We start from the raw sequence: 24963 nt of genomic DNA, 5'->3' as shown, positions 1-24963 counted from the left end.
GCCGCCCAGGCCCGGCACCCGGCTCGAGCGGGTGTCGTAGGGTCCCCCCATGGACTCCGCCGACCTGCTCGCCTTGGACGCCCAGCACGTGTGGCACCCCTATGCGCCGATGCCGGCGAAGGTGCCCTCGCTGCTGGTCACCGAGGCGAGCGGGGTGCGGCTGAAGCTCGCCGACGGCCGGGAGCTCGTCGACGGGATGTCCTCGTGGTGGTCGGCCATCCACGGCTACCGGCACCCGGTGCTCGACGCCGCGCTCACCGCGCAGGCCGGGCGGATGAGCCACGTCATGTTCGGCGGCCTCACCCACGAACCCGCCATCACCCTCGCCAAGACCCTGGCCGACCTCAGCCCGGCCGGGCTGGAGCACGTCTTCCTCTGTGACTCCGGCTCCGTGTCGGTCGAGGTCGCCGCGAAGATGTGCCTGCAGTACCCGCGTTCGCGCGGCCGGCCGGGGAAACGGCGGCTGCTCACCTGGCGCGGCGGCTACCACGGTGACACCTTCACGCCGATGAGCGTCTGCGACCCCGAGGGCGGCATGCACTCGCTGTGGCGCGGGGTGCTCCCGGAACAGGTCTTCGTGCCCGCACCGCCGTCCGGCTTCGACACCCCGCCCGATCAGTCCTATGTGGACGTCCTGGCCGCGGAAATCGGGCAGCACGCCGGAGAACTGGCCGCGGTGATCGTCGAACCCGTGGTGCAGGGCGCCGGCGGGATGCGGTTCCACCACCCCGCCTACCTGCGTGCCCTGCGGGAGCTGACCGAGGCGCACGACGTGCTGCTGATCTTCGACGAGATCGCGACCGGCTTCGGCCGCACCGGCGCGCTGTTCGCCGCCGAGCACGCGGGCGTGACGCCCGACGTCATGTGCGTCGGCAAGGCGCTGACCGGCGGCTACCTGAGCATGGCGGCCACGTTGTGCACCCCGGAGGTCGCCGACGGCATCGCGCGCGGTGAACTGCCGGTGCTCGCGCACGGCCCGACCTTCATGGGCAACCCGCTGGCTTCGGCCGTCGCCAACGCTTCCCTCGGCCTGCTCGCCGGCGGCGGCTGGCGAAGCGACGTCGCCCGGATCGAGAAGGGCCTGCTCGACGGCCTCGCCCCGGCGCGCGACCTGCCCGCGGTCACCGACGTGCGGGTGCTGGGCGGGATCGGCGTCCTGCAGCTCGACCACCCCGTCGACCTGGCGGTGGCGACCGACGTCGTGACGGAGCACGGCGCGTGGCTGCGGCCGTTCCGGGACCTCGTGTACGCGATGCCGCCGTACGTTTCGACTGACGCCGACCTGGCCGTGATCACCCGCGCGATGCTGGCGGTCGCCGGGAAGGCCTGAATTCAGCACATCGGGTGTGACCGCGGGCACACCGAGACCCGAAGATCCCTCATCGTCGCGGAGCGTGGCAGACCGAGGTCGAAACCACGCGAACGGCGGAGGGGGTAGGTGTGAAACCCCCGGTCCACCGCTCGATCCTGTGCGCGGACGAACGCGAGAAATGCTTGCGTAGCAGACATTTCGCGGGGTTTCGGCGATCCTTCCCCCATGATCGAGATCGTTCGTGGCGAGCACGACACCGGACCCCCGAAGAACTCCGAGCACCTGGAGAACCTCAAACACGATTTCCTCGCGTCGATAGTCGTCTTCCTCGTCGCCGTCCCCCTGTCCCTCGGCGTGGCCTTCGCCGCCGGGGCGCCGCTGCTCTCGGGCCTGATCTCCGCCGTCGTCGGCGGGCTGGTCGCGAGCGTCTTCGGCGGATCGCCGCTGCAGGTCAGCGGCCCGTCCGCCGCCCTCACCGTGGTGCTGGCCGACACGATCGCCACCCACGGCTGGCCGGTCACCTGCGCGATCACCGTCGCCGCGGGCCTGCTCCAGATCCTCTTCGGCCTCACCCGGGTCGCCCGCGCCGCGCTCGCCGTGTCCCCGGCGATCGTGCACGGCCTGCTCGCCGGCATCGGCGTCACCCTCGTGCTCGGCCAGCTGCACGTCGTCCTCGGCGGCTCGGCGCAGGGTTCCGCGCTCGCCAACGTCCTGGCGCTGCCGGGGCAGGTCGCCGCGCACCACGACCAGGCCGTGCTGATCGGCGTGGCCACCCTCACCGTGCTGCTGCTCTGGCCGCGGCTCCCGAAAGCCGTCCGCCGCGTGCCCGCGCCGCTGGCCGCCGTCACACTGGCCACCGGCCTGTCCGTCGTGACCGGCATGAGCCTGCCGCGCGTCGACCTCCCGGCCGGGCTGCCCACCCTGCACGTCGTCCCGCGGCTGCCGGACGGCGGCTGGGCCGGCTTCGCCCTCGCCGCGGTCACCATCGCGCTCATCGCCGGCCTGGAGAGCCTGCTGTCCGCGGTCTCGGTGGACAAGCTCCGCGGCGGCCCGCGCACCGACCTCGACCGCGAACTCGTCGGGCAGGGCGCGGCGAACGTGGCCGCCGGCGCGCTCGGCGGGTTCCCCGTCACCGGCGTCATCGTGCGCAGCATGACCAACTTCGAGGCCGGTGCGCGCACCCGGGCGTCGGCGATGCTGCACTGCGCCTGGATCCTCGCCGCCTGCCTGCTGCTCACCGGCGTGCTGCGGCTGATCCCGCTGGCGGCCCTGGCCGCGCTGCTGGTGTACGTCGGGACGAAGCTGGTGAACCTCAACGGGCTGAAGGAAGTCCGCCGGCACGGCGATCTGCCGGTGTACGTCGTCACCCTCGCCGGCGCCGTGGCCGTCAACCTGCTCACCGGGGTCGCCGCGGGGATCCTGCTGGCCCTCGCGATGATGCTGCGGCGGATGATCTTCTCCGGCATCCACGTCGAACGCGACGGTGACCGCCACCGCGTCGTCATCGAAGGTGCGCTGACGTTCCTGTCCGTGCCGCGGCTGACCCGGGTGCTCGCCGAGGTGCCCCCGCACGTCGAGGTCACCCTCGAACTGCACGTCGACTTCCTCGACCACGCCGCGTTCGACTGCCTGCGGGGCTGGCAGCAGGCGCACGCCGGGTGCGTCACGGTCGACGAGATCGGGCACCCGTGGTTCGGACGCGGCCGCTCGGGGGAGCCGACCGTGCGCCGCAGCGTCGCCGCGCGCGTCGTGCCGCGGTGGCTCGCGCCGTGGTCGGAGTGGCAGGCCGAGCACGTCGTGCTGCCCGCCCAGCGCACCGCCAGCTCGCTGCTGTGCCGCGGCGCTTCGGAGTTCCAGCGCCGCACCGCGCCGCTGCTGCGTGACACGTGGAGCGGGCTGGCGCACGGCCAGCAGCCGCACACGCTGTTCATCACCTGCGGCGACGCGCGGATCGTGCCGAACCTGATCACCACCAGCGGGCCGGGCGACCTGTTCACCGTGCGGAACATCGGCAACCTGGTGCCGCCGGCCGACAGCACCGACTCGTCGGTCGGCGCGGCGATCGAGTACGCCGTCGGCGTGCTGGAAGTCGCCGAGATCGTGGTGTGCGGGCATTCCGGCTGCGGTGCGATGAAGGCCCTGCTGGGCCAGGCGCCGGACGGCCTCGAGCAGCTCGGCAGCTGGCTGCGCCACGGCGAAGCGACGCTCCGGCGCCGCAGCCGCGAGGCGCCGCTGCTGCTCGGCGGCGAGCGGCCGGCCGCCGAAGCCGACCAGCTCGCCCTGCAGAACGTGCTGCAGCAGCTGGAAACCCTGCACGGCTACCCGGTGGTCGCCGCGGCCCTGGACCGCGGCGCGCTGCGGCTCACCGGGATGTACTTCGACGTCGGCGCCGCGCAAGTGTCCCTATTGGACGGTACCGCGCGCGGGTTCGTCCCCGCGGGTGCGCTGGAGCACTGATCGGACGCGCCCGAGGTGGCCTTCGGTGCTCCTCCCTTGCCCCCGCCACCACCCTCGGCGGGGGCGCTTCGCGCCGTAGCCCTGATTCAGCGCACCGAAGGCCGCCTTGGGCGCCCGGGAACCCCTGTGTCGTACGGAATTCAACTGTCACGCGACAGATATTGGCGTGTTACTGACGTGTTAACGGCGTGTCCGGTTTATGACAAAAGAGTGAAATGTGGGCACTTGTCCACTCGAAAGGGTCGAACATAGCGGACATTTCACCCGATCTCCGGTTGCATGGTGATCATGAGACCCCTCGCCGTGCTCCGCCACGACCTGCCGGCCTCACTGGTCGTCTTCCTCGTAGCCGTCCCCCTGTCCCTCGGCATCGCCCTCGCTTCGGGTGCCCCGGTCGCCGCCGGGCTCGTCGCCGCCGTCGTCGGCGGCATCGTCGCCGGCGCCCTCGGCGGCTCCGCGCTCCAAGTCAGCGGGCCCGCCGCCGGCCTGACCGTGGTCATGGCCGAAACCATCCAGACCTTCGGGTGGGCCGTCACCTGCGCGATCGCCGTCGCCGCCGGCGCGTGCCAGATCCTGCTGGGGCTGAGCCGCATCGCCCGCGCCGCGCTGGCCATCTCGCCGGCGATCGTGCACGGCATGCTGGCCGGCATCGGCGTCACGATCGTGCTCGGCCAGCTGCACGTCATCCTCGGCGGCAAGGCCCAGAGCTCGGCCGTGCAGAACGTCGCCGAGCTGCCCGCCCAGCTCATCGCCCACCACGGCGCCGCCACCGCCGTCGGCCTGATCACCATCGCCCTCCTGCTGATCTGGCCGAGACTGCCGGCGGCCGTGCGGAAGGTGCCGGGGCCGCTCGCCGCGATCGCGGTGGCCACGGTGGTGTCGGTCGCGTTCGGGATGACGCTGCCGCGCGTCGAACTGCCCGGAGACCTGCTGAACGTCCACCTCGTCCCGCAGCTGCCGGACGGCGGGTGGGGCGGGTTCGCCCTCGCCGTCGTCACGATCGCGCTGATCGCCAGCGTGGAAAGCCTGCTCTCGGCGGTCGCGGTCGACCGCATGCACACCGGGCCGCGCGCCAACCTGAACCGCGAGCTGGTCGGCCAGGGCGCGGCCAACATGCTCTCCGGAGCGCTGGGCGGCCTGCCCGTCACCGGCGTCATCGTCCGCAGCTCCACCAACGTCACCGCCGGGGCGAAGTCCCGGGCGTCGGCGGTGCTGCACGGCGTCTGGGTGCTGCTGTTCGTCGTCCTGCTCGCCGGGCTGATCGAGAGCATCCCCCTGGCGGCGCTGGCCGGGCTGCTGGTGCACGTCGGTGCGAAGCTGGTCAACCCCGGGCACATGAAGACCGTCCTCGCCCACGGGGACCTGCCCGTGTACCTGCTCACCCTCGGCGGGGTCGTCGTGTTCGACCTGCTCACCGGCGTGCTCGCCGGCATCGGGCTGGCGCTCGTGCTGATGCTGCGCCGGACGGTCTGGTCGGGCATCCACGTCGAAAGGGAGGGCGACGACTGGCGCGTCGTCGTCGAAGGCGTCCTGACGTTCCTGTCGGTGCCGCGGCTGTCGAAGGTGCTCGGGAACATCCCGGGCGGCGTCACGGTGCGGCTGGATCTGGTCGTCGACTACCTCGACCACGCCGCGTTCGAAAGCCTGCACACCTGGCAGCAGGCCCACGAGCGCGCCGGCGGCACGGTGGAGGTCGACGAGGTCGGCCACCCGTGGTTCGGCGAAGGCAAGGCGGGCCGCCCGACGCGGTCCCGGATCGCCGCGAGCCGGGCGGTGCCGCGCTGGCTCGCGCCGTGGTCGGAGTGGCAGGCGTCCGAAGGGGTCGACATCCCGGCCCAGCAGACCCGCCGCGGGGCCACGGAGTTCCACCGCCGGGCCGCGCCGCTCCTCAAGGACACCCTGTCCGGGTTGGCCGACGGCCAGCGGCCGCGCACGCTGTTCATCACCTGCGGTGACTCCCGGATCGTGCCGAACCTGATCACCACCAGCGGGCCGGGTGACCTGTTCACCATCCGCAACATCGGCAACCTCGTCCCGCCCGGGCAGGCCGACCCGTCGATGAACGCCTCCATCGAGTACGCCGTGGGCGTGCTCGGCGTCGAAGAGATCGTGGTCTGCGGCCACTCGGGCTGCGGGGCGATGGCGGCGCTCGCCGACGGCCCGCCCCCGGGGCCGCTGTCGGCCTGGCTGCACCACGCGGAACCCAGCGCGCACCGGCTCGGCTCGGCCACCCTGGACGGCGGCGTCCCGGACGCCGAAGGCGACCGGCTCGCGCTGCACAACGTGCTCCAGCAGCTGGAGCACCTGCGGGAGTACCCGTCGGTGGCGGCGGCCGAGTCGGCCGGGAAGCTGCAGCTGACCGCGATGTACTTCGCGGTCGGGACGGCGCAGGTCTACCTGTTCGACGCCGCCGAGCGGACGTTCCGGCCCGCCGGGGCCTCGGTGGGGGTGCCGGGCGCCTGATCCGGAGGCGCACGCGGGCCGTGCTGAACGCGGCCCGCGTGCGCGCCGGAGCCCGGAGTCACTATGTTGATGGTTCGTGACCATGCTGGTGATGACGGGGACCGGGACCGGGGTCGGCAAGACGATCACCACGGCGGCGATCGCGGCCGTGGCGGCGGCCGGTGGACAGCGGGTGGCCGTGCTGAAACCGGCCCAGACCGGGGTGCGTCCCGACGAGCCCGGTGACCTCCAAGACGTCGTCCGCCTCGCCGGGACGGACGTCACGACGCGCGAGCTGCGCCGCTACCCGGATCCGCTGTCGCCGGAGGCCGCGGCCCGCCGCAGCGGGCTGCCGGCGCTCGACCCCGGCGAGATCGCGCAGGCCGCGTCCGACCTCGACACCGCACACGACCTCACCCTGATCGAGGGCGCGGGCGGGCTGCTGGTGCGCTTCGACCGCACCGGCGCGAGCCTCGCCGACGTCGCCTGGTCGCTCGGCTCGCTCGTGATCATCGTCGCCGAAGCCGGCCTCGGAACGCTCAACGCGACCGCCCTCACCGCCGAGGTCGCCACCAAGCGCGGGCTGACCGTCGCCGGCGTGATCATCGGTGCCTGGCCGGCCGAACCGGACCTCGCGGCGCTGTCCAACCTCGAAGACCTGCCGGTCGCGGCGGGCGCGCCCCTGCTCGGCGCCCTCCCCGCCGGCCTCGGCCGGGCCTCCCGCGAAGAGTTCCTGGCCGCGGCGCGGGCCGGGCTCTCGCCGTGGTTCGGCGGCGAATTCGACCCGGAGCTGTTCGCGGGATGCGCTTCCGCCGGGAAGTGACCTGCGTCGCTGTCCCCTTGAGGCACCTTCGTGCACGATGAGGGACGCTTTCCGCACCACCTCGATCAAGGAGCCGCCGTGACCGCAGTCCCGGACACCGACGTCAGTGACAGCCGGGGCTCCGCCCCGGGCCGGGGGCTCCGCCACCCGGAGCCCCCGAAAGACCTGCTCGCCCTCGCGCGCGAGCAGGTCCTCGAAAACGGCGTCGGCCTCGGGCAGCAGCAGGTCCTCGACGTGCTCCGGCTGCCCGACGACCGGCTGCCCGACCTCCTCGCCCTGGCGCACGAGGTGCGGATGCGCTGGTGCGGGCCGGAGGTCGAGGTCGAGGGCATCATCAGCCTCAAGACCGGCGGCTGCCCCGAGGACTGCCACTTCTGCTCCCAGTCCGGCCGCTTCCCGACGCCGGTGCGCTCGGCGTGGCTCGACATCCCGAACCTGGTCAAGGCCGCCCGGCAGACCGCCGAAACCGGCGCGACGGAGTTCTGCATCGTCGCCGCGGTCCGCGGCCCGGACCAGCGGCTGCTCTCGCAGGTCCGCGAGGGCGTGAAGGCGATCCGCGCGGACGGCAACGACATCCAGATCGCCTGCTCGCTCGGCATGCTGACGCAGGAACAGGTCGACGAGCTCGTCGAGATGGGCGTGCACCGCTACAACCACAACCTCGAGACGGCCCGCTCGCACTTCCCCTCGGTGGTCACGACGCACACGTGGGAAGAGCGCTGGGACACGCTGCGGATGGTGGCCGAGGCGGGCATGGAGGTCTGCTGCGGCGGCATCATCGGCATGGGGGAGACGGTCGAGCAGCGCGCGGAGTTCGCCGTGCAGCTGGCCGAGCTGAACCCGCACGAGGTGCCGATGAACTTCCTGATCCCGCAGCCGGGCACGCCGTACGAGAACTACGAGATCGTCGAGGGGCGCGATGCCCTGCGGACGGTCGCGGCGTTCCGGCTCGCGATGCCGCGCACGATGCTGCGCTTCGCCGGCGGCCGCGAGCTCACGCTGGGGGACCTCGGCGCGGAGCAGGGCATGCTCGGCGGCATCAACGCGATCATCGTCGGCAACTACCTGACCAACCTGGGCCGCCCGGCTTCGGCGGACCTCGAGATGCTGGACGAGCTCAAGATGCCCATCAAGGCCCTCAGTGACAGCCTCTGACGCTTCGCTTTCCGCGTCCTACTGCGTCCACTGTGGACAGGAGTCGCCGGGTGGGGCGGACCACCCGGCGTGCCACAACCCGAGGACGGCGCTGGAGCCGCCGCGGTACTGCACGTTCTGCGCGCGCCGGCTGGTGGTCCAGGTGAGCCCCCTCGGCTGGACGGCCCGCTGCAGCCGCCACGGCGAGACGGCGAGCGGCTGACGGGCGACGGGGGACGGGGGACGGGGGACGGGGGACGGGGTGGTGTAACGAACCGGATCGTTCACAACCGCCCGCGCGGGTGACACGGGCCGCGGCTCGCCCCACCCCCGCACCGACCGGTTACCCTCGGTGGCAACGTGCAGCAGGAGGGAGTCCGGGTGAGTGAGTCGTCGGGGCCCGCGCACCGGCCGTCGGCCGTGGCCGGTCCGTGGTCGGTGCCCGTGCTGTTCCGGGAGCGGCGGCCGCGGGTGGTCGTCAAGGCCGACCTGCTGCCCGCCGTCAGCGTGCTCGGCACCCTCAGCCTGCTGAGCTTCCCCCTCGCCTTCGCGTGGTCGCGGCTCGCGCCGCCGGAGCGGGTGCGCATCGTCGCCCCCGACGGCACCCAGGGGGCCCTGGAACTGGAGAGCTGGCACCGCTTCGACGACCTGGCGGTCTTCGGGTTCCTCACCCTCGGGCTGGGGATCGTCGTCGGCGTCGTCGTCTGGCTGCTGCGCGAACGGCGCGGGCCGGTGGTGTTCCTCGCCGCGGTGCTCGGCGTCGCGCTCGCCGGTGCGCTCGCCATGCTGCTCGGCGTCGGCTGGGCGAACAGCCACTACGCCATCGCCGATCCACCCGCGCTCGGCTCGGTGATCGAGCTGGCACCGCGCCTGGAGTCGTGGTGGGTGCTGCTCACCGGCCCGCTCGGCGTGTCGGTGGCCTACAGCCTGCTCGTCACCTGGAACGGCCGCGACGATCTGGGCCGCCGCCTCGGCTGACCGATTTGCCCTAGGCTGGCGACCTCGACTACAGGGGGTTCCAGCAGTGACCGAGGACATCGAAGTTTCGCGGCACAACGCCGTCCGCTTTCCCGGCATCAGCCCACGCGCGTACGAGCACCCGGTGGACCGTGGCGCGCTCGCCACGCTGCGCGCGGTGCCTGGTTTCGCCCAGGTCGTCAAGGCCGTTTCGGGCTTCTACAACGAGCGCGGCGAGCGGCTGATGGCGCTCGCGTCGTCGATCCGCGTGGGGCCGAAGCAGTACCCGGAACTCGACCGGCTGCGCCACGAATGCGCCGAGACGCTCGACCTGCCCGCGGTGCCCAACGTGTTCGTCTACCAGGATCCGCGCATCCAGGCGTCGGCGGTCGGCATGGACGAGCCGTTCATCCGGGTCAGCACCGGGCTCGTCGAGCTGATGAGCCACGAGTCGCTGCGGTTCGTGCTCGGGCACGAGATGGGGCACGTGCTGTCCGGGCACACGGTGTACCGCACGATCATGGTGCGGCTGATCGGCCTGCAGTCGGCGGTGTCCTGGACGCCGGTCAGCGCGCTCGGCATCCGGGCGATCATCGCGGCGCTGCGCGAGTGGTACCGCAAGGCCGAGCTGTCGTGCGACCGCGCCGGGCTGCTGTGCGGCCAGGACCCGACGGCGGCGCTGCGCGCCCAGATCCAGGTCGCGGGCGGCCTCGACCCGGCACGCATCGACGTCCCGTCGTTCCTGCAGCAGGCGACCGAGTACGAGTCCGTCGAGGACATCCGCGACAGTTTCCTGAAGCTGAAGTTCGTCGAGACGGAGACGCACCCGTTCGCGGTGGTCCGCGCGGCGCAGCTGCAGAGGTGGGCGGCGTCGGAGGAGTACCGCGCGATCCTGGCGGGCGACTACCCGCGCCGCGACGACGACACCCCGACGTCGGACTGGAAGGACGACCTGAAGTCGGCGGCCAAGTCGTACAAGGACTCGTGGAGCGCCTCGGCGGACCCGCTGACGAAGGTGTTCAGCGACGTCGGTGAAGCGGTTTCCGGCGCGGCGGGCAAGGTGTGGAACAAGTTCGGCAACAACGGGAACGATGCCGGCGACAGGAGCTGAGCCGGCGGTCAGTTCAGGCTGGCGGGGCGGCTGAGGTCGGTCAGTTCGCCCGGCGGCACCGGCACCGCGCCCAGGGTCTTCAGGAAGCCCGCTTCCCGCGTCAGCAGGCGGCAGGCGATGCGGAGGCGGCGCAGCGGGTGGCGCTCCTCCAGGAGCCGCTGACGGTCTTCCAGCGGGAGCAGGCAGTCCGCGGCCAGCGCGTAGGCGAGTTCGGCACTCGTGGTGTCCGGCTCCGGGGCGTGCCAGTCGTCGCTGCGCCACGCCGTTTCGCAGTAGCGCTGGTGCGCCGCGCGCGCGACCGTCGCGAGGCGCTCGGCCATGCCGCCGGCCGGGACCACCGGGTCGTCGTCGACCCACTCCACCGACGCGATCAGGTACGGCGCCGAAACGCAGTCGAGGTCGCGCAGCCGGAAGCGGCGCTGGGCCTCCGTCACGACGTCGAAGCGGCCGTCCGGCAGGCGTTTCGCCTCGCGCAGCACCGTGCTGCAGCCGATCTCGTACAACTGGTCCAGACCACGAACCTCACGGGTCAGCGACGACCGCAAGGCGACCACGCCGAACTCGCGGCCCGGCACGGTGCCGGTCACCAGGTCCGACGTCAGCTGCCGGTACCGCGGTTCGAAGATGTGCAGCGGAAGCTTGGTGCCGGGCAGCAGCACGGTTTGAAGCGGGAACAACGGCAGGATCGTCGTCCTCGCGTCACTTTCCGATTCCGGCTCGGTCACGCGTCCACCGTAAGGGGAGAACGCCCTCGCCGCAGTGCGGTGACAACCGGGGCCCCGCCGCCCGGACCCCCGGAATATCGCGGTCACCGGTTGGGCGGCCGGAACACCGCGAACGGATCGGTGATCTGCATGCCTTTGCCGGCGAAGGAGAACAGGGCCGCGGGCCGCCCGCCCGCCCGGCCCGGCGGTGCCGTGTGCCCGGTGGGGAGCAGCAGGCCGCGCCGGGAAAGCACCCGCTGCAGGTTGGTCGCCGACACGCGGTAGCCCAGCGCCGCCGAGTACAGGCCGCGCAGCGCGGAAATCGTGAACTCCTCGGGTGCGAGGGCGAACCCGAGGTTGGTGTAGCAGAGTTTCGACCGCAGCCGGTCCCGGGCGCGCAGCACGATCGCCTCGTGGTCGAACGCCGTGCGCGGCAGCTTCGCGACGTCGTGCCACTCGGTGTCTTCGGGTACCTCGGGGTCGACGTCGGAGGGAACCAGGCCGAGGAACGCGGTCGCCACCACGCGCGGTCCCGGGACGCGGTCCGGGTCGCTGAACACCGCGAGCTGCTCGACGTGCTTGAGCTGGCGGACGTCGACCTTCTCGGCGAGCTGGCGCCGGATCGACGTCTCGACGTCTTCGTCGGGCCGCAGCCGGCCGCCCGGCAGCGACCAGCGGCCGAGGTGCGGGTCGAGCGCGCGCCGCCACAGCAGGACCCGCAGTGTGTCCGAGCGCACTTGAAGGACCGCTCCCAAAACCTCGTGGGCCAGGGGGGCCTGGGTGTTAAGATGACTTCGCACGGTTTTCGATTATAAGGCGAAAACCGGAGACAGGTCCAGGAGGGCCCGATGACCACCACGTTCGTTCCGGAAGGTCTCATCCCGTTCGGCGGGGTCGAGGCGAACGCGGCCTGGGCCGAGGAGGTGCGGCGCCTGGCCAAGCAGCGCGACGCGGTCCTGCTCGCGCACAACTACCAGGTCCCGGAGATCCAGGACATCGCCGACCACACCGGCGACTCGCTCGCGCTCAGCCGCATCGCCGCGAGCAGCGACGCGTCCACCATCGTCTTCTGCGGCGTGCACTTCATGGCCGAGACCGCGAAGATCCTCTCGCCGGAGAAGACCGTCCTGATCCCGGACGCGCGGGCCGGCTGCTCGCTGGCCGACTCGATCACCGGCGAGCAGCTGCGCGCCTGGAAGGCCGAGCACCCGGGCGCGGTGGTCGTCTCCTACGTCAACACCACGGCCGAGGTGAAGGCCGAGACCGACATCTGCTGCACGTCGTCCAACGCGGTCGACGTCGTCGCGTCCATCCCCGCTGACCAGGAAGTTCTCTTCCTGCCCGACCAGTTCCTCGGCGCGCACGTCAAGCGCGTGACCGGCCGGGACAACATCCACATCTGGGCCGGGGAATGCCACGTCCACGCCGGCATCAACGGCGCCGAGCTGGCCGAGCGCGCGGCCGAGGCCCCGGACGCCGACCTGTTCATCCACCCCGAGTGCGGCTGCGCGACCTCGGCGCTCTACCTGGCCGGCGAAGGTGCCGTGGCGCCGGAGCGGGTCAAGATCCTCTCGACCGGGGACATGGTCCACGAGGCCCGGGACACCAAGGCCAAGACCGTGCTGGTGGCCACCGAGATCGGCATGATCCACCAGCTCCGCAAGGCCGCGCCGGGCATCGACTTCCGCGCGGTGAACGACCGCGCGTCCTGCCGGTACATGAAGATGATCACCCCCGCCGCGCTGCTGCGCTGCCTGCGTGACGGGCTCGACGAAGTCCACGTCGACGTCGAGACGGCCGCTCGCGCGCGGGCTTCGGTGCAGCGGATGATCGAGATCGGGCAGCCCGGCGGCGGCGAATGACCCCGCCGGTTGCTGCCCCTCAGGCGAAAACCCCCGTCTGGGAGGCCCGCGCCGACCTCGTCGTGATCGGCAGCGGGGTCGCGGGCCTGACCGCGGCGCTGCGCGCGCAGGCTCTCGGGCTGCACGTCCTGGTGATCACCAAGGCGGCCGTCGCGGACGGCAACACGCGCTGGGCCCAGGGCGGCGTCGCCGTGGTCCTGGAAAACGAGCACGACCTGGACGACTCCGTCGCGAAACACGCGGAAGACACCTTCACCGCGGGCGCCGGGCTGGTCGACGAGGTGGCCGCGCGCTCGATCCTCGACGGCGGCCCGGCCGCGGTCGCCCGGCTGCGGGCGGACGGCGCGAAGTTCGACGCTTCGGGGAACGGCATGCTCGCGCGGGCCCGCGAGGGCGGGCACAGCGCGTTCCGCGTGATCCACGCGGGCGGCGACGCGACCGGCGCCGAGGTCGAACGCGCCCTGGTCGCGCAGGCCGGGCAGGCGGGGGTGCCGGTGCTGGAGCACCACATCGCCGTCGACGCGCTGCGCACGCCGGGCGGGCGGGTCGCCGGGGTGACGGTGCTGGACCGCCACGGCGTGCCCGGCGTCGTCCGCGCTTCGGCCGTGCTGGTGGCCAGCGGCGGGATCGGGCAGCTCTACCAGGCCACGTCGAACCCGGAGATCGCCACCGGCGACGGCCTCGCGCTCGCGCTGCGGGCCGGGGCGACCGTGGCGGACATCGAGTTCGTCCAGTTCCACCCGACCGTCCTCTACACCCCGGGCGCGCGGGGACGCTGCCCCTTGGTCACCGAGGCGGTGCGCGGCGAAGGCGCGACGCTGATCGACGGCGCCGGCCTGCCGGTGATGCGGGGCGTGCACCCGCTCGGCGACCTCGCGCCGCGTGACGTCGTTTCGGCGGCGATCACGCGCCGGATGGCGACGGCGCCCGGTGGCGTCGACGACCACGTTTTCCTCGACGCGACCGGGATCGCGGGGTTCGCGCAGCGGTTCCCGACGGTGTTCGCGGCGTGCGGGGCGCTGGGCCTCGACCCCACCGTGGACCCGATTCCGGTGACCCCGGCGGCGCACTTCTCGTGCGGCGGCGTGGTGACCACTGCGGACGGACGCTCGTCGGTGCCCGGGCTCTACGCCGCCGGCGAGGTCGCGCGGACCGGGCTGCACGGTGCGAACCGGCTGGCCTCCAACAGCTTGCTCGAGGGCCTGGTCGTCGGGCAGCGTGTCGCGGAGGCCGTCGCGGCGGACCTCGCGGCCGGGCTGCTGGCCGATCCCGCGCGCGGCCGGCTGCCGTCGCGGGCGACCGCTCCGGCGGCCGAACGCGATTCCCTGCAGCGCGTGATGAGCCGGTACGCGGCCATCGGCCGGGACGCCGACGGTCTCGCGGCGGCCGGGTCCGCCGTGGATCTGTCGCTTTCGGACACTCCGTTGTGGACGCACGCGGCGGTCGAGGACGCGGCGCTGACCGTGGTGGCGCAGGCGTTGCTCGCCGCGGCCGTCCGGCGCACCGAGTCCCGCGGCTGCCACGTGCGGTCCGACTTCCCGTCGCGCGACGACGGCTGGCGGCGCAGCCAGCACATCCGGCTCAGCCCGTCCGGCCAGCCGGTGCTGGCCGACCCGATCCCCCTGGAGGGCGTGGCATGACGTTCCCGATCTCCGAACCCGTCCGCCGCCTGATCGCCGCGGCCGGGCTGGACGTCGCCGACGTCGAGCGCGTGGTCACCACGGCGCTGGGCGAGGACCTGCGGTACGGGCCGGACGCGACGACGGCGTCGACGGTGCCTGCGGCGGCGACCTCGGTCGCCGAGCTGACCCCGCGCGTCGACGGCGTGGTCGCCGGGCTGCCGGTGGCGCTCGCGGTGTTCGACGTGGTGCTGGGCCCGGACTACGAGGTCCTGGCCCGGCGCGAGGACGGTGATCGGCTGGTCGCGGGGGAACCCGCGCTGGTGCTGCGCGGGCCGGTCCGCGGGCTGCTCACCGCCGAGCGCACGGCGCTGAACCTGCTGTGCCACCTCTCCGGCGTCGCCACCGCGACCGCCGCCTGGGTGTCCGAAGTGGACGGTACCGGCTGCGCGATCCGGGACTCACGCAAGACGTTGCCGGGGCTGCGGCTGCTGCAGAAGTACGCCGTCCGCTGCGGCGGCGGGGCCAACCACCGGCTGGGCCTCGGCGACGCGGTGCTGATCAAGGACAACCACGTCGTCGCCGCGGGTTCGGTGACCGCGGCGCTGGCCGCGGCCCGTGCGCACGCGCCGGAACTGCCGTGCGAGGTGGAGGTCGACTCGCTTTCGCAGCTGGAGGAGGCCTTGGCGGCGTCCGCGGACGAGGTGCTGCTGGACAACTTCAGCCCGGAGGAGTGCCGGCGGGCCGTCGTCCGCCGCGACGAGGTTTCCCCCAAGACGCGGCTGGAATCCTCTGGTGGCCTCACCCTCGACCGTGGTAGGGCCTACGCCGAGTCCGGTGTGGACTATCTGTCGGTGGGTGGGCTGACCCACTCGTCACCCGCGTTGGATCTGGGCATGGACCTTCGCTGAACGGCTCTTCCCGGCTAGACTGACGGTGGCGGAAGTCCTTTTCCGCCACCGTCTTTCGGTTCGGGGGTTCGGGTGCGGTTACCGGCGGTGCTCGCGGCGGCGGGCCTGGTGGCGGTCACCGGCGTGTCCGGCGCGCCGCTCGCTTTCGCCCAGGGCCAGTGTGCGAACCCGTCCGGTACCTACGCCGGCGAAGTCCCGTGGGGCCAGCGTCTGGTGGACCCGGCGCGGCTGTGGCCGCTGACGCGGGGGGACGGCCAGCTGGTGGCCGTGCTCGGCACCGGCGTCGACGGGCAGAACACGCAGTTCGCGCCCGGACAGCTCGAAGGCGGCGCCGGCACCGAACGGACCGATTGCGACGGCCGCGGCACGATCGCGGCCGGGATCGTCGGCGCGCAACCGGATCCGTCGACGACGTTCGCCGGGGTCGCGCCCGGCGCGCACCTGCTGCCGATCCGGTACACCTCGGCCGACGGTGGTGACCCGGGCGCGCTCGCCGAGGCGATCGACACGGCCGTGGACCGGCACGCGGGCGTCATCCTGGTGGCCGTGCCCGTGGCGTTCGACAGTCCCGCGTTGTCGTCGGCGGTTTCGCGGGCGCGCTCGGAAGGCGCGGTGGTCGTCTCGGCGGCGTCGGCGACCCAGCAGGGCGCGCGGACGTACCCGACGGCGACGTCCGGGGTCCTGGCCGTCAGCTCGGTGAACGCCGCGGGCGAGCCGGTGCAGACCGAAGCGGGGGACCACGTCGGCGTCGCCGCGCCCGGCGCGGAGCTGGTCAGCACGTCGGCCGGAGCGGGCGGCGCGGTCGCGCACCGCTGGCCGGTGACCGACCCGGGCCTCGCGGCGGCGTACGTCGCCGGGGTCGCGGCGCTGGTGCGGGCCTACCACCCCGAGCTGACCGGCGACCAGGTCGTCACCCGGCTCACGCTCACCGCCCACCGCCCGCCTTCGGGTGGCCACGACCCGCGTCTGGGCTGGGGAGTCCTGGACGCCTACGCGGCGGTGTCTTCGACCCTCCCGGCCGACGTCGCCCCGCCCGGCTCCGTTCCTTCGCCGTCCTCGGCTCCGGCGGTGGTCCCGGCCGCCGCCCCCACGTCCCGTCCGCCGGACGTCGCGGCAGGCACGATCGCCCTGGCCGGGGTCGCCTTGGCCGCGGCCGCCGGCGTGGCCGTGGCGGCGGTCCGCCGCGCCCGCCGCCGAGGCTGGCGCCCCACCCGCTTCACCCCGTAACCACGCGAGATCCGTCCCCAATCACGCGAATGACGTGTCGGATCACGCGAGTTCGGTGTACCGGGACGGCGAACTCGCGTACCCGGAGGGTCGGTTCGCCGGAACTCGCGTGATTGGAGGCGGGACTCGCGTGATTGGAGGCGGAAGTCGCGTGATTGGAGGCGGGACTCGTGTGATTGGAGGCGGGACTCGCGTGATTGGAGGCGGGACTCGCGTGATTGGAGGCGGGACTCGCGTGATTGGGGGCGGAAGTCGGTCAGGCGGGGACCGGGCGGGTTGAGCCGATGATGGTGACCGCCCTGGCCACGTGCACCGTGAAGTCCGCGCCTTCCCGGGTGAAGCGGGTGATCAGCTCGCGGGGCGTGCTGCGGTCGTGGGACTCCCAGCCGTGGTGCCGCAGTGCCGGGAGGACCACCTCGGACAGACGGCGTTCCGGCTCGGCCGGGTGCTCCACGCGGACCCCGTACTGCCAGCACAGCACGTGCCCCGGCCGGGTCGGGTCGCAGTCGAGCTCGCCGTCGACCGTGCGGTCCGCCGGCACGCCGAAGGCCGCCGCGACGTCGTCGATCACCGAGGTCAGCTCGCCCGCCAGGCGGTTCAGTTCGGGGGTCATGGCTGCACACTCCCACCACCGGTGAGCACGCGGTAGATGTTCGTCCACGATTCCGAGCCCGGCTTCAGCACGTCGTTGTGCGACGAGACCCCCCACAGCGGAGAACCGGCGGCGTCGTGACCGGTCTCCAGCTCCGTGACGCCGGGGAAGACGTCCGGGTCCGCGCCGTGCCCGATGCCGGTCCACTCCAGGCCCCACGCGTTGCCCTGCGCGAGCACGATGGGGTCGAGCGGCGCCGTCATCGAGAACCGCTGGATGCCGGCCTGGCTCGGCGGCAGGTCGGCCGGCGACCACACGCCGTGTCCCATGCCGGCCGACTCGACGTGCAGGACGCGGTCGACGTCGAGGCCGTGCGTCTCGGCGAGCCCGACCGTCGCGCCGCCGTAGCTGTGCCCGATCGCCGTCAGCGTGACGTCGGAACCCGCGTGGCTCGCGATCTCGCCACGCAGGTCGTCGGCGAAGTTCTTCAGGTCCGGCGCCATCGTCTGCGCGTAACCCGCGTCCGGCCCCTGCGCCACCGGGTTCTGCGGGAACACCCCGTCGGCCCAGACGACCACCGCCGTGCGTCCGGCCGGGTCCGCGGCCACCAGGCTGCGCCCGAGACCGGCGTAGGCGTCGAAGTTCGCCATCTGCGTGTTGACGCCGGGCACGAACAGCCCGACGTTCCGCGTTCCCGGCTCGATGTGCCCGACGAGCTCGACGATCCGCCCGTTGCCAGCCGGGTCGAACTTCAGGATCTGCCGGTCGTTCGCGAGGATGTCCTCGTACAGCTTGATCCGCGCGCGGGACCGCGCGATCTCGTCGCCGTCCGTCAAAGCAGCCAGCCGGGACCGCTCGGCGGTCAGCGCGTCGGCGACCTTCCCGCGGTTGCCCGCGATCGCGGGCGCCCACGCACCGGTGTCGGCGGCGCCGCCGATCCCGGCCGGGTTCCCGGCACGGGGCAGGGGGTCCTCCGGCAGCAGCGCCCGGTACATCGCGGCGACCTGCGCGTCCGCCCGCCGGTACCCCGCGGCCGACGCGGTGAGTCCACTTTGGATCGTCCGGAGCCGTGTCACGTGCGAGCCGAGCTTCCCGCCCAGCTCCGTCATGGTCTTCTCGAACGTCTTGGCCGCGGCGGCCGACGCGCTGACCTGACCGAACGCGGTGGCGGGCACCTTCTCGCCGTCCACCGCGGACTGCGCCGTGGAAAGCGCCTCGGCGCGGGAGCCGGATTCGCCGGCCACCGTGTCGAGGCGGGCGGGAGCCACGCGGTATCCAGCAGCCGTCACCGGGCCACTCCCCTCAGTAGACGTCGGGCTCTTCGCCGATCACCGGCGGCGCGACCGGAGCCGACTGGCCCCAGACGTTCTCCGTCTCCACCAGCCACGCCGGGATCCGCCGCCCGGACCCCATGTCACCGCCGCCGCCCATGCCCATCGGCATCATCGGCATCATCGGCATCGCGCCCTTGGCGGCCGCCGCGCCCGCGGCCCCGGCCGCGCCGCCGGCGAGCCCGCTCAGCGCGTTGCCCGCGCCGCCGTCGCCGGCCAAACCGGAATGCGCCGCCGGGACCTCGCCGGGGCCGGTGAGCCCACCGCCGCCGATCGGGACACCGCCGCCACCGCCGCCGAGCGACGGCGCGTCACCCCCGCCGATCGGGATACCGCCCCCGGACCCGCCCTCGACACCGGCGCCGCCCCCGCCGAGCTTCGTGCCGGCGGCCTCTTCCTTCTTCTCCTTGGGATCCTTGCCGGTCGCCCACGACGGGACCTTCGGCATGATCGAGCCGAACCGGCCGAACGCGGCGGCCGAGGCCGCGGCGAGCCCAGCGGTGAACATGTCGCCGAACAGCGGGTTCGACGTCGGCACGGTGGTTCCCGGCTGCGGCGTCGTGCCACCGGTCGACGGCAGCGGGTGCCCGTCCGTCGGCGTGACGACCACACCGGGACCGGTGACGCCGTTGCCGACGAGCCCCGGCGACCCGGCGCTGCCCGCACCCCCACCGGCCGGTGGGGTCGTCGGCGTCGGCACGGCGTTCGGCGAGGCCGGGATCGACTCCTCGGCGACGGTGTACTCCCCGGCGAGCTGCGTCATGACGACGATCGCTTTACCGTGCGCGGACCCCGCGGCGTTCGCGGCGGCCTGCTGCGCCTCGACGTTCGCGATGGCCTGCTGACGCTGCTGCGCCGCGGCCTGCACGACGGCGGGCGAGGCGTCCGGCGGCAGCAGCGGCGGGTTCACCGCGAGCGCGACGTCGGCGGGGGCGACGTCCGGCACCGCGACCGGCGGCGGCATCTCCTTCTTGGCCTTCACCAGCGCGTCGGCGGCGTCGCCGAGCATCACGTTCATCGCCTCCGCGGTCTGCGCCACCTTGGAGATGCCGTTCGCGAGGTCGATGATCATCCGCTGGTACTGCTCGGCCGCGCCGCCGGTCCACTGCTCCTTGAAGTCCGTCAGCTCGGCGTTGAGGTCGTGGGCCTGCTCGTGCAGGTGCAGCGCGGCGGACTTCCACTTGTCGGCGGCGTGCCGCGCGCTGTTCGGGTCGCCGGCCTGGAGCATCGCGTACAGCTGCTGGTGGCTGTACGCGGCGAAGTTCGTGTGCGCGGTGTTCGTCATCCCTTGCGGCTCCCCTCCGGATCACCGGCGCCCAGCAGGCCGAGCACCGGGTCGAGCAGGCCGGTGACGGCGCCCGAAGCGTGCAGGTCCCCGGCCACCGCCTGGTCGGCGTTCTGGTAGCCGTCGGCGACCGTGGTGGTGACGTCCTGGGCGAACCCGATCGCGCTGCGGACCTGGTCGAGCAGGCCCTGCATCTCCGAGACGGCGGCGCGGTGGGCGTCGGCCAGCGACCCGGCCTCGCCGAATTCGCCGAACAGCAGCGGCTCTTCGCCCAGGGTGAGCAGGAAGTCGTTCGGTTTCGCCATCGCGTGGATCTGGGTCTCCAGCTCCCGCACGAAGTCCTTCAGCGATTCCAGGTGGACGTAGTACGACTGGTCGTGCATCGGGTCCCGGCTCTCTTGTCGCACGGACGCGGAAGGGAAAGCCGGTCGACCGGTGCGAGCGGGGGGTTTCTCGCACCGGCCGACCGACGTCGTGGCGCGGATCAGCCCGCGAACAGCCCCTGGTTGCGGTTCTCCAGGGACTGCTGGAGGTCGTGCGCCTCGCCGACCTTGCCGCCGAACTGCGCGATGATCGCGACGATGTCCGCGGTGGCCTGGCGCAGGCGCGTCTCGGCCTGGCGGGCGGCGTCACCGGCGGAGCTGCCGGAGGCGTACCAGGTCGCGGTGATCGGCTGCAGGTTCTGGTGCAGCTGCTCCAGCTGCGAGGTGAGGGCCTTGGCCTTGGCGGCCAGTGATGCCGAGCTGTGCTGCAGTGCGGCGAAGTTGATTTCGACGACGTCGGCCATGGTGGGCGTCCTCTCGGGTCAGGGGTTGAGGCGGGGGAGCACGCCCGAGCCCTCGAGGGTGTTGCCGACCCCCTGGAAGCTCTGGTGGACGTCGGCGTCGCCGCGGCCGTAGTTCGCGTGGCTGGTGTGGACGAGCTGCGACATGGTGTCGAGTTCCTTCACCGCCGCGGTCATCTTCTCCTGCAGCCGCCGCTGGAGGTCCCAGAAGGCCACGGCCTGGTCACCCTTGTAGTTGCGCAGGGCCTCGGTCAGCTCGGACTCCAAGCTGGCCATCGTGGACTTGGCGTTCGTCGCGGTTTCCTCGAAACCCTGGACGGCGCGCGTCATGGCAGCGGAATCTGCCTGGAATCCCGGACTGGACATCGACGGGCCACCTCCTTCCTGAAGCGAATTCCCCCTGGCGCGGTGGTCCGCGCGGTGTGAAAGTCACGCTAGAAAGAAGGCCTGTGTGGTCAAACGGCACAACTGCCGGTCGTGCTGACGGCACTATTACCCACGTCGACGGCGGTAGGGCGCACCCCACCTCGGGACGGTGGCGCACTCCAGTGATCTTGGATCGCTCCGGCGCCAGGCTTGGGGCCATGGCAGACAAGGGAAATCCGCTGGTCACGCTCCGCGCGTGGCACCGTCCGCTGGTGGTGCTCGCCGGGGCGATGGGGGTGCTGTGCGCGATCTCGCTGCTCGGGCTCCTCTTCGATGATCGCACGCTGGTCAACGCGCCGATCTGGCTCAAGCCGGTCAAGTTTTCGCTCTCGTTCGGGATGTATGCGCTGACGCTGGCGTGGCTGCTGACGCACGTGCGCCGCGGCCGGCGCGCCGGCTGGTGGTTCGGCACGGTGTTCGCCGCGGGCATCGGCATGGACTTCGTCCTGCTGGTGTGGCAGATGATCTTCCGCGGCCGCACGCTGCACTTCAACCAGGCGACCCCGGCCGACGACGCGATCAACAACCTCGTCGCCGGTGGCGCGTACACGGCGTGGCTGATGACCGCGGCCGTCGCCGTCCTGCTGCTGTTCCAGCGCCTGCCGGACCGCGCCCTGAGCTCGGCGTTGCGCTGGGGCGCGGCCCTGGCGGTCGTCGGGATGTACGTCGCGACCCTGATGTTCTCGCCTTCGCCGGCGCAGCAGGCGGTGCTCGAGGCGAACGGCAAGTTCTCGACGTTCGGCGCGCACTCCGTCGGCGTGGAGGACGGCGGGCCCGGGCTGCCGGTGGTCGGCTGGAGCACCGTCGGCGGGGACCTGCGGATCCCGCACTTCGTCGGCATCCACGCCCTGCAGGTGCTGCCGCTGGTCGCGTTCGGGCTGCTCCTGCTGGCCCGCCGGTACCCCGTGCTCGAGTCCGACGTCGTCCGCCGCCGGCTGGTCCGGACCGCGGGCGCGGGCTACGCGGGCCTCATCGCGCTGCTCACCTGGCAGGCCGAGCGCGGCCAGTCGATCGTGCACCCCGACTTCCTGACCCTCGCCGCCGCCACCGGCCTGGTCGCGGCGGTCGCCGTCGCGGGCTCGCTGTCGGTGCGCGAGCAGCCCCGCGTCTTCTCTGCCGAAATTCTGAGATCCGCCCGGTAGACCGGGACGCCCCGGGCGAGAGGTGAGTCGAGATGGTCCACCCGCAGGCACTGCTGGACGAGCTGGCGCGCACCCCGGAGGTCCCCGCGTTCGAACACGGCTCGCGGGTCACCACCCGCGGCGAACTGCGGGAGCTGATCGGCCGGTTCACCGCGGGCCTGCGGGCGGCCGGGCTGGGGCCGGGGGACGGCGTCGGGATCGCCACCGCCGTCACGCCGGAGGGGTTCGCGGCGCTGGTGGCGGTGCACGTGCTCGGTGCCCGTGCGGTCGCGGTGCGCTCCGGGCTGCCGGAGACGCAGCTGCGGCACATCCTCGGCGACGTCACGGCGCTGGTCGCCGACGAGCCGGTGGAAACCGCGGTGCCGGTCCTGTCGGTGCGGCGCTTGCTGTCGGCGGCGTACGCCGAGCCGGTGCCGCAGGGACAGCCCGGCGACATCGCGACGGTCGTGTTCACCAGCGGCAGCACCGGCGTCCCGAAAGGGGTCGCCTACCCCTATCGCGCGCTGACCGAAGGCCGGGTGTGGCGGCCGCCGGTGCCGGGCTCGGCCCACGAGCGGCTGGGCGCGGGGTTCGGGCGGTACCTGCTGTTCGGGTCGCTGGCCAGCGCGGTGATGGTCGAGCAGCTGGCGGTGTGCCTGTTCGCGGGCGGCACCGCGGTGATCCCCGACGGGCTGCCGGACTTCCCGTGGGTGTTGCCGCGGCTGCGCGTCACGGCGGCGCTGACGACGGTGCCGCGGCTGCACCGGATCCTTGAAGTGCTGCGCGGCTCGGACGTCGACTTGAGTGCGCTGCGGACGCTGATCGTGGCCGGTTCGCCGGTGCCGCCGCACCAACTCGCCGAGGCGGCCGAGCGGATCGGGCCCGCGATGCACCACGCGTACGGGCAGACCGAGACCGGGATGCTGACGATCTGCCGAGCCGACGAGGGGCTCGGCTCGGTCGGGAAGCCCTGCGACACGGTGGAAATCTCCGTGCGGGACGGCGAGGTGTGGGTGCGCACGCCGTCGGCGTTCGCGGGCTACTGGCGCGATCCTTCCGGTTCCGCCGAGGTGCTGCGCGACGGCTGGGTGCGCACGCAGGACCTCGGTTTCGTGGACGCCGACGGCTACCTGCACCTGTCCGGCCGCGCGCGCGACGTCGTGATCGTGAACGCGATCATCCACTACACCGGGCCGATCGAGCGGGCGATGGCCGCGTGCCCGGACGTCGACCAGGCGTACGTCGTGGCGGTGCCGGACCCATTGACGGGGGAGGCGGCGCACGCGTTCCTGGTCCCGGTGCCGGGGCGGGAGCCGGACCTCGGCGAGGTGCGCAAGGCGGTGGCGGCCGAGCTGGGGGAGGCGGCGGTCCCGGCGCGGTTCAGCTTCGTGGACTCGGTTCCGGTGGCGCCGTCGGGGAAACCGGACAAGGCGGCGCTGCGGGCGTCTATTGTGGACTAGTCACTTCCCGGCGCGCAGGTCGGTGATCACCTTGGCCACGCGCCGTTGCCGGGTCTCCTCGGTCTTCGCCTGGCCGATCGGCAGCACGAAGCGCTGTTTCGCGTGTAGGAAAGACTTTCGAACCGGGCCTGTGCGGTGTCGTCGGCGGCGAGCGCTTCCGCCAGGTCGGCGGGGATGTCGAGTTCCCGTGGCGCGGTGTCGAGGGCGATCTCGACCTCGACGTCGTCCCCGGCGGCGACTCCGGCCCGTCCTCGGTTCTCCGCGCTGAGCGGCACCAGGAACTGCCCGCCGCGGCTCGCGACCGTCGTGCGGTAGGTGTGGCCGCCGAGCGTCACGGTGACCGCGGGCTTCTTGCCGGCGCCGAGCGCCTCGACGACGTCGGCGGGCACCGGCAGGCCGGTCGCGATCTTGCCGCCGAGCAGCACGTTCGTGCGGAACTTCATGGAGCGAGTGTGCCGCGTGCCGGCCGCCGTGGCCGCCGGCACGCGGTGTGGTCCCGTCAGACGCCGGTCGTGGTGCGGATCCAGCTGCGGCTCGAGGCGATGCTCGCGTAGTTCTGCGTGCCCTGCGGGTTCGAACCGGAGTTGTTCCCCGTGGAGCACACCCCGACCTGGACGCCGTTGGAGAGCTGCGGGCCGCCCGAGTCGCCGTGCCACGCCGAGCCGTTGACGCCCTGGCTGGCGATCGCCGTGCCGCCGTAGGCGTCCGAGCTGAGGCCCGTCACGCGCACGTTGGCGGTTTTGAGGGTGCTCGACGGCGGGCTGCTGCCCTGCGTGCGGCCCCAGCCGTAGATCTGGTTGGTCGACCCGGTCGGCGGATTGCCCGTGCCGAGCTTCATGTAGGTGGTGGTGACCGCCGTCGCCAGGTGCAGCAGCGCGATGTCCCCGTTCGGGGACGCCTTCTGCTGGTCGACGTTGGCGTTGGTGCCCTGCTGGAGCGTCACGTTGCCGACCTTGACGTGCATGCCCGGCGAGTTCAGGCAGTGCCGCGCGGTGAGCACCCACTGCGGGGCGATGATCGTCCCCGAGCACTCGAAACCGCCGTACGTCGTCACGTTGTTCCAGTAGATCTGGGCGCCCCACGGCGCGGAGGAGACCGTGCTCCCGCCGATGATGTCCTGCTGGGCGTCCGCAACCCCCGCTGAGACCAGACTCAGCGCCGCGGCGGCAGCTCCCACCGCGGCTACAGCCCTCGACATTCGCATGAAAATGCCCTTCGGCCCAGGTGATCCGGATATCCGTCCCGAACGGGACGACCAGCCCAACGTAAGAGCCGTGAAGGATTTTCGGAACCTACCGAAGTCGGTAACCCGCCCCGGCCACATGTGTGCCAGATGCGGTTTGACCAGAGGTCACGGTGGACCAAAGTACGCTGGTGGGCCGGTTCGGCGCGTACACCGATGCCG

Annotated in this window: 24 protein-coding genes and 1 pseudogene; 14 read left to right on the top strand and 11 right to left on the bottom strand. The window is 72.7% G+C overall.

Translation table 11 applies throughout. From position 1 onward, the window contains the following. The first annotated feature begins 49 nt into the window (after positions 1-49). From AB0M80_RS18110 to AB0M80_RS18075, 8 genes are all read left to right on the top strand, one after another. Positions 50-1330 carry an adenosylmethionine--8-amino-7-oxononanoate transaminase gene (locus AB0M80_RS18110; RefSeq protein ID WP_364565611.1) on the top strand — a complete coding sequence of 427 codons (1281 nt, stop codon included), beginning with the start codon at positions 50-52 and terminating at the stop codon, positions 1328-1330. 207 nt (positions 1331-1537) lie between these two features. Continuing rightward, positions 1538-3769 carry a bifunctional SulP family inorganic anion transporter/carbonic anhydrase gene (locus AB0M80_RS18105; protein WP_364565609.1) on the top strand — a complete coding sequence of 744 codons (2232 nt, stop codon included), beginning with the start codon at positions 1538-1540 and terminating at the stop codon, positions 3767-3769. 279 nt (positions 3770-4048) lie between these two features. Then, entirely contained in the window at positions 4049-6232 is a 2184-nt protein-coding gene (locus AB0M80_RS18100; RefSeq protein ID WP_364565607.1) for a bifunctional SulP family inorganic anion transporter/carbonic anhydrase, read from the top strand. An 82-nt stretch (positions 6233-6314) separates the two neighbouring features. Beyond that, a complete protein-coding gene (gene bioD, locus AB0M80_RS18095) occupies positions 6315-7034 on the top strand; it encodes a dethiobiotin synthase (protein WP_364565811.1) in 720 nt (239 codons plus the stop codon). A gap of 165 nt (positions 7035-7199) precedes the next feature. Then, on the top strand, positions 7200-8189 hold the full coding sequence (gene bioB, locus AB0M80_RS18090) for a biotin synthase BioB (protein WP_364565808.1): 990 nt from the start codon (positions 7200-7202) through the stop codon (positions 8187-8189). Further along, entirely contained in the window at positions 8176-8391 is a 216-nt protein-coding gene (locus AB0M80_RS18085) for a hypothetical protein (RefSeq protein WP_364565605.1), read from the top strand. Before bioB ends, AB0M80_RS18085 begins: the two co-directional genes overlap by 14 nt. A gap of 158 nt (positions 8392-8549) precedes the next feature. Beyond that, positions 8550-9146, top strand: a complete 597-nt coding sequence (locus AB0M80_RS18080) for a DUF2567 domain-containing protein (RefSeq protein ID WP_364565603.1) — start codon at positions 8550-8552, stop codon at positions 9144-9146. A gap of 46 nt (positions 9147-9192) precedes the next feature. Then, positions 9193-10236, top strand: coding sequence for a M48 family metallopeptidase (locus tag AB0M80_RS18075; protein ID WP_364565602.1), 1044 nt, complete (start codon positions 9193-9195; stop codon positions 10234-10236). An 8-nt stretch (positions 10237-10244) separates the two neighbouring features. Here the strand turns inward: AB0M80_RS18075 and AB0M80_RS18070 are convergent, their stop codons facing one another. Then, positions 10245-10961 (bottom strand): LON peptidase substrate-binding domain-containing protein, encoded by a 717-nt coding sequence (locus AB0M80_RS18070; protein WP_364565600.1) that lies wholly within the window; start codon positions 10959-10961, stop codon positions 10245-10247. Between the two features lie 83 nt (positions 10962-11044). Then, positions 11045-11677, bottom strand: a complete 633-nt coding sequence (locus tag AB0M80_RS18065; protein ID WP_364565598.1) for an NUDIX domain-containing protein — start codon at positions 11675-11677, stop codon at positions 11045-11047. 111 nt (positions 11678-11788) lie between these two features. Between AB0M80_RS18065 and nadA the strand changes: the two genes are divergently transcribed. The 4 genes from nadA (at position 11789) to AB0M80_RS18045 (ending at position 16559) form a co-directional block, all read left to right on the top strand. Beyond that, on the top strand, positions 11789-12802 hold the full coding sequence (gene nadA, locus AB0M80_RS18060) for a quinolinate synthase NadA (RefSeq protein ID WP_364565596.1): 1014 nt from the start codon (positions 11789-11791) through the stop codon (positions 12800-12802). After that, complete coding sequence (locus tag AB0M80_RS18055) at positions 12799-14442, top strand: L-aspartate oxidase (RefSeq protein ID WP_364565595.1); 1644 nt, start codon at positions 12799-12801, stop codon at positions 14440-14442. Before nadA ends, AB0M80_RS18055 begins: the two co-directional genes overlap by 4 nt. Then, on the top strand, positions 14439-15332 hold the full coding sequence (gene nadC, locus AB0M80_RS18050; RefSeq protein ID WP_364565593.1) for a carboxylating nicotinate-nucleotide diphosphorylase: 894 nt from the start codon (positions 14439-14441) through the stop codon (positions 15330-15332). The genes AB0M80_RS18055 and nadC overlap by 4 nt, the downstream gene beginning before the upstream one ends. Positions 15333-15419: 87 nt before the next feature. After that, positions 15420-16559: a S8 family serine peptidase gene (locus AB0M80_RS18045; RefSeq protein WP_364565806.1), complete on the top strand. Its 1140-nt coding sequence runs from the start codon at positions 15420-15422 to the stop codon at positions 16557-16559. 256 nt (positions 16560-16815) lie between these two features. Here the strand turns inward: AB0M80_RS18045 and AB0M80_RS18040 are convergent, their stop codons facing one another. The 6 genes from AB0M80_RS18040 to AB0M80_RS18015 all read right to left on the bottom strand — a co-directional run bounded on the left by AB0M80_RS18040 (position 16816) and on the right by AB0M80_RS18015 (position 20917). After that, positions 16816-17172 carry a hypothetical protein gene (locus AB0M80_RS18040; RefSeq protein ID WP_364565591.1) on the bottom strand — a complete coding sequence of 119 codons (357 nt, stop codon included), beginning with the start codon at positions 17170-17172 and terminating at the stop codon, positions 16816-16818. Next, on the bottom strand, positions 17169-18440 hold the full coding sequence (locus AB0M80_RS18035; protein WP_364565589.1) for an alpha/beta hydrolase: 1272 nt from the start codon (positions 18438-18440) through the stop codon (positions 17169-17171). Before AB0M80_RS18035 ends, AB0M80_RS18040 begins: the two co-directional genes overlap by 4 nt. Positions 18441-18453: 13 nt before the next feature. After that, on the bottom strand, positions 18454-19767 hold the full coding sequence (locus tag AB0M80_RS18030) for a WXG100 family type VII secretion target (protein ID WP_364565586.1): 1314 nt from the start codon (positions 19765-19767) through the stop codon (positions 18454-18456). Continuing rightward, positions 19764-20150, bottom strand: coding sequence for a hypothetical protein (locus AB0M80_RS18025; protein ID WP_364565583.1), 387 nt, complete (start codon positions 20148-20150; stop codon positions 19764-19766). Before AB0M80_RS18025 ends, AB0M80_RS18030 begins: the two co-directional genes overlap by 4 nt. Positions 20151-20251: 101 nt before the next feature. Continuing rightward, positions 20252-20554: a hypothetical protein gene (locus AB0M80_RS18020; protein WP_003057455.1), complete on the bottom strand. Its 303-nt coding sequence runs from the start codon at positions 20552-20554 to the stop codon at positions 20252-20254. 18 nt (positions 20555-20572) lie between these two features. Continuing rightward, entirely contained in the window at positions 20573-20917 is a 345-nt protein-coding gene (locus AB0M80_RS18015; RefSeq protein WP_143264192.1) for a WXG100 family type VII secretion target, read from the bottom strand. Positions 20918-21135: 218 nt separating this feature from the next. Between AB0M80_RS18015 and AB0M80_RS18010 the strand changes: the two genes are divergently transcribed. Both AB0M80_RS18010 and AB0M80_RS18005 read left to right on the top strand, forming a co-directional pair. Then, positions 21136-22119: a hypothetical protein gene (locus AB0M80_RS18010; RefSeq protein ID WP_364565581.1), complete on the top strand. Its 984-nt coding sequence runs from the start codon at positions 21136-21138 to the stop codon at positions 22117-22119. Positions 22120-22151: 32 nt separating this feature from the next. After that, a complete protein-coding gene (locus AB0M80_RS18005) occupies positions 22152-23558 on the top strand; it encodes a fatty acid--CoA ligase family protein (protein WP_364565578.1) in 1407 nt (468 codons plus the stop codon). Here the strand turns inward: AB0M80_RS18005 and AB0M80_RS18000 are convergent, their stop codons facing one another. The 3 genes and pseudogenes from AB0M80_RS18000 to AB0M80_RS17990 form a co-directional block, all read right to left on the bottom strand. Further along, on the bottom strand, positions 23559-23645 hold the full coding sequence (locus AB0M80_RS18000; RefSeq protein ID WP_364565804.1) for a YdeI/OmpD-associated family protein: 87 nt from the start codon (positions 23643-23645) through the stop codon (positions 23559-23561). Between the two features lie 179 nt (positions 23646-23824). Next, positions 23825-24001 (bottom strand): annotated as a pseudogene (locus tag AB0M80_RS17995) (DUF1905 domain-containing protein); the annotation flags it as partial. A 56-nt stretch (positions 24002-24057) separates the two neighbouring features. Continuing rightward, a complete protein-coding gene (locus AB0M80_RS17990; protein ID WP_364565575.1) occupies positions 24058-24756 on the bottom strand; it encodes a trypsin-like serine protease in 699 nt (232 codons plus the stop codon). Between the last annotated feature and the right edge of the window lie 207 nt (positions 24757-24963).

Source organism: Amycolatopsis sp. NPDC051045, from assembly GCF_040682955.1.
Lineage (GTDB): Bacteria > Actinomycetota > Actinomycetes > Mycobacteriales > Pseudonocardiaceae > Amycolatopsis.
The sequence above is the reverse complement of the archived record's forward strand: the minus strand, read 5'-3'. Positions and strand labels throughout refer to the sequence as shown.

Excerpts from the sequence above, each read along its gene's own strand:
- AB0M80_RS18110 (WP_364565611.1), top strand. The coding sequence starts at position 50 with ATGGACTCCGCCGACCTGCTCGCCTTGGACGCCCAGCACGTGTGGCAC.
- AB0M80_RS18105 (WP_364565609.1), top strand. The coding sequence starts at position 1,538 with ATGATCGAGATCGTTCGTGGCGAGCACGACACCGGACCCCCGAAGAAC.
- AB0M80_RS18100 (WP_364565607.1), top strand. The coding sequence starts at position 4,049 with ATGGTGATCATGAGACCCCTCGCCGTGCTCCGCCACGACCTGCCGGCC.
- bioD (WP_364565811.1), top strand. The coding sequence starts at position 6,315 with ATGCTGGTGATGACGGGGACCGGGACCGGGGTCGGCAAGACGATCACC.
- nadA (WP_364565596.1), top strand. The coding sequence starts at position 11,789 with ATGACCACCACGTTCGTTCCGGAAGGTCTCATCCCGTTCGGCGGGGTC.
- AB0M80_RS18055 (WP_364565595.1), top strand. The coding sequence starts at position 12,799 with ATGACCCCGCCGGTTGCTGCCCCTCAGGCGAAAACCCCCGTCTGGGAG.
- nadC (WP_364565593.1), top strand. The coding sequence starts at position 14,439 with ATGACGTTCCCGATCTCCGAACCCGTCCGCCGCCTGATCGCCGCGGCC.
- AB0M80_RS18040 (WP_364565591.1), bottom strand. The coding sequence starts at position 17,172 with ATGACCCCCGAACTGAACCGCCTGGCGGGCGAGCTGACCTCGGTGATC.
- AB0M80_RS18030 (WP_364565586.1), bottom strand. The coding sequence starts at position 19,767 with ATGACGAACACCGCGCACACGAACTTCGCCGCGTACAGCCACCAGCAG.
- AB0M80_RS18025 (WP_364565583.1), bottom strand. The coding sequence starts at position 20,150 with ATGCACGACCAGTCGTACTACGTCCACCTGGAATCGCTGAAGGACTTC.
- AB0M80_RS18020 (WP_003057455.1), bottom strand. The coding sequence starts at position 20,554 with ATGGCCGACGTCGTCGAAATCAACTTCGCCGCACTGCAGCACAGCTCG.
- AB0M80_RS18015 (WP_143264192.1), bottom strand. The coding sequence starts at position 20,917 with ATGTCCAGTCCGGGATTCCAGGCAGATTCCGCTGCCATGACGCGCGCC.
- AB0M80_RS18010 (WP_364565581.1), top strand. The coding sequence starts at position 21,136 with ATGGCAGACAAGGGAAATCCGCTGGTCACGCTCCGCGCGTGGCACCGT.
- AB0M80_RS18005 (WP_364565578.1), top strand. The coding sequence starts at position 22,152 with ATGGTCCACCCGCAGGCACTGCTGGACGAGCTGGCGCGCACCCCGGAG.
- AB0M80_RS17990 (WP_364565575.1), bottom strand. The coding sequence starts at position 24,756 with ATGTCGAGGGCTGTAGCCGCGGTGGGAGCTGCCGCCGCGGCGCTGAGT.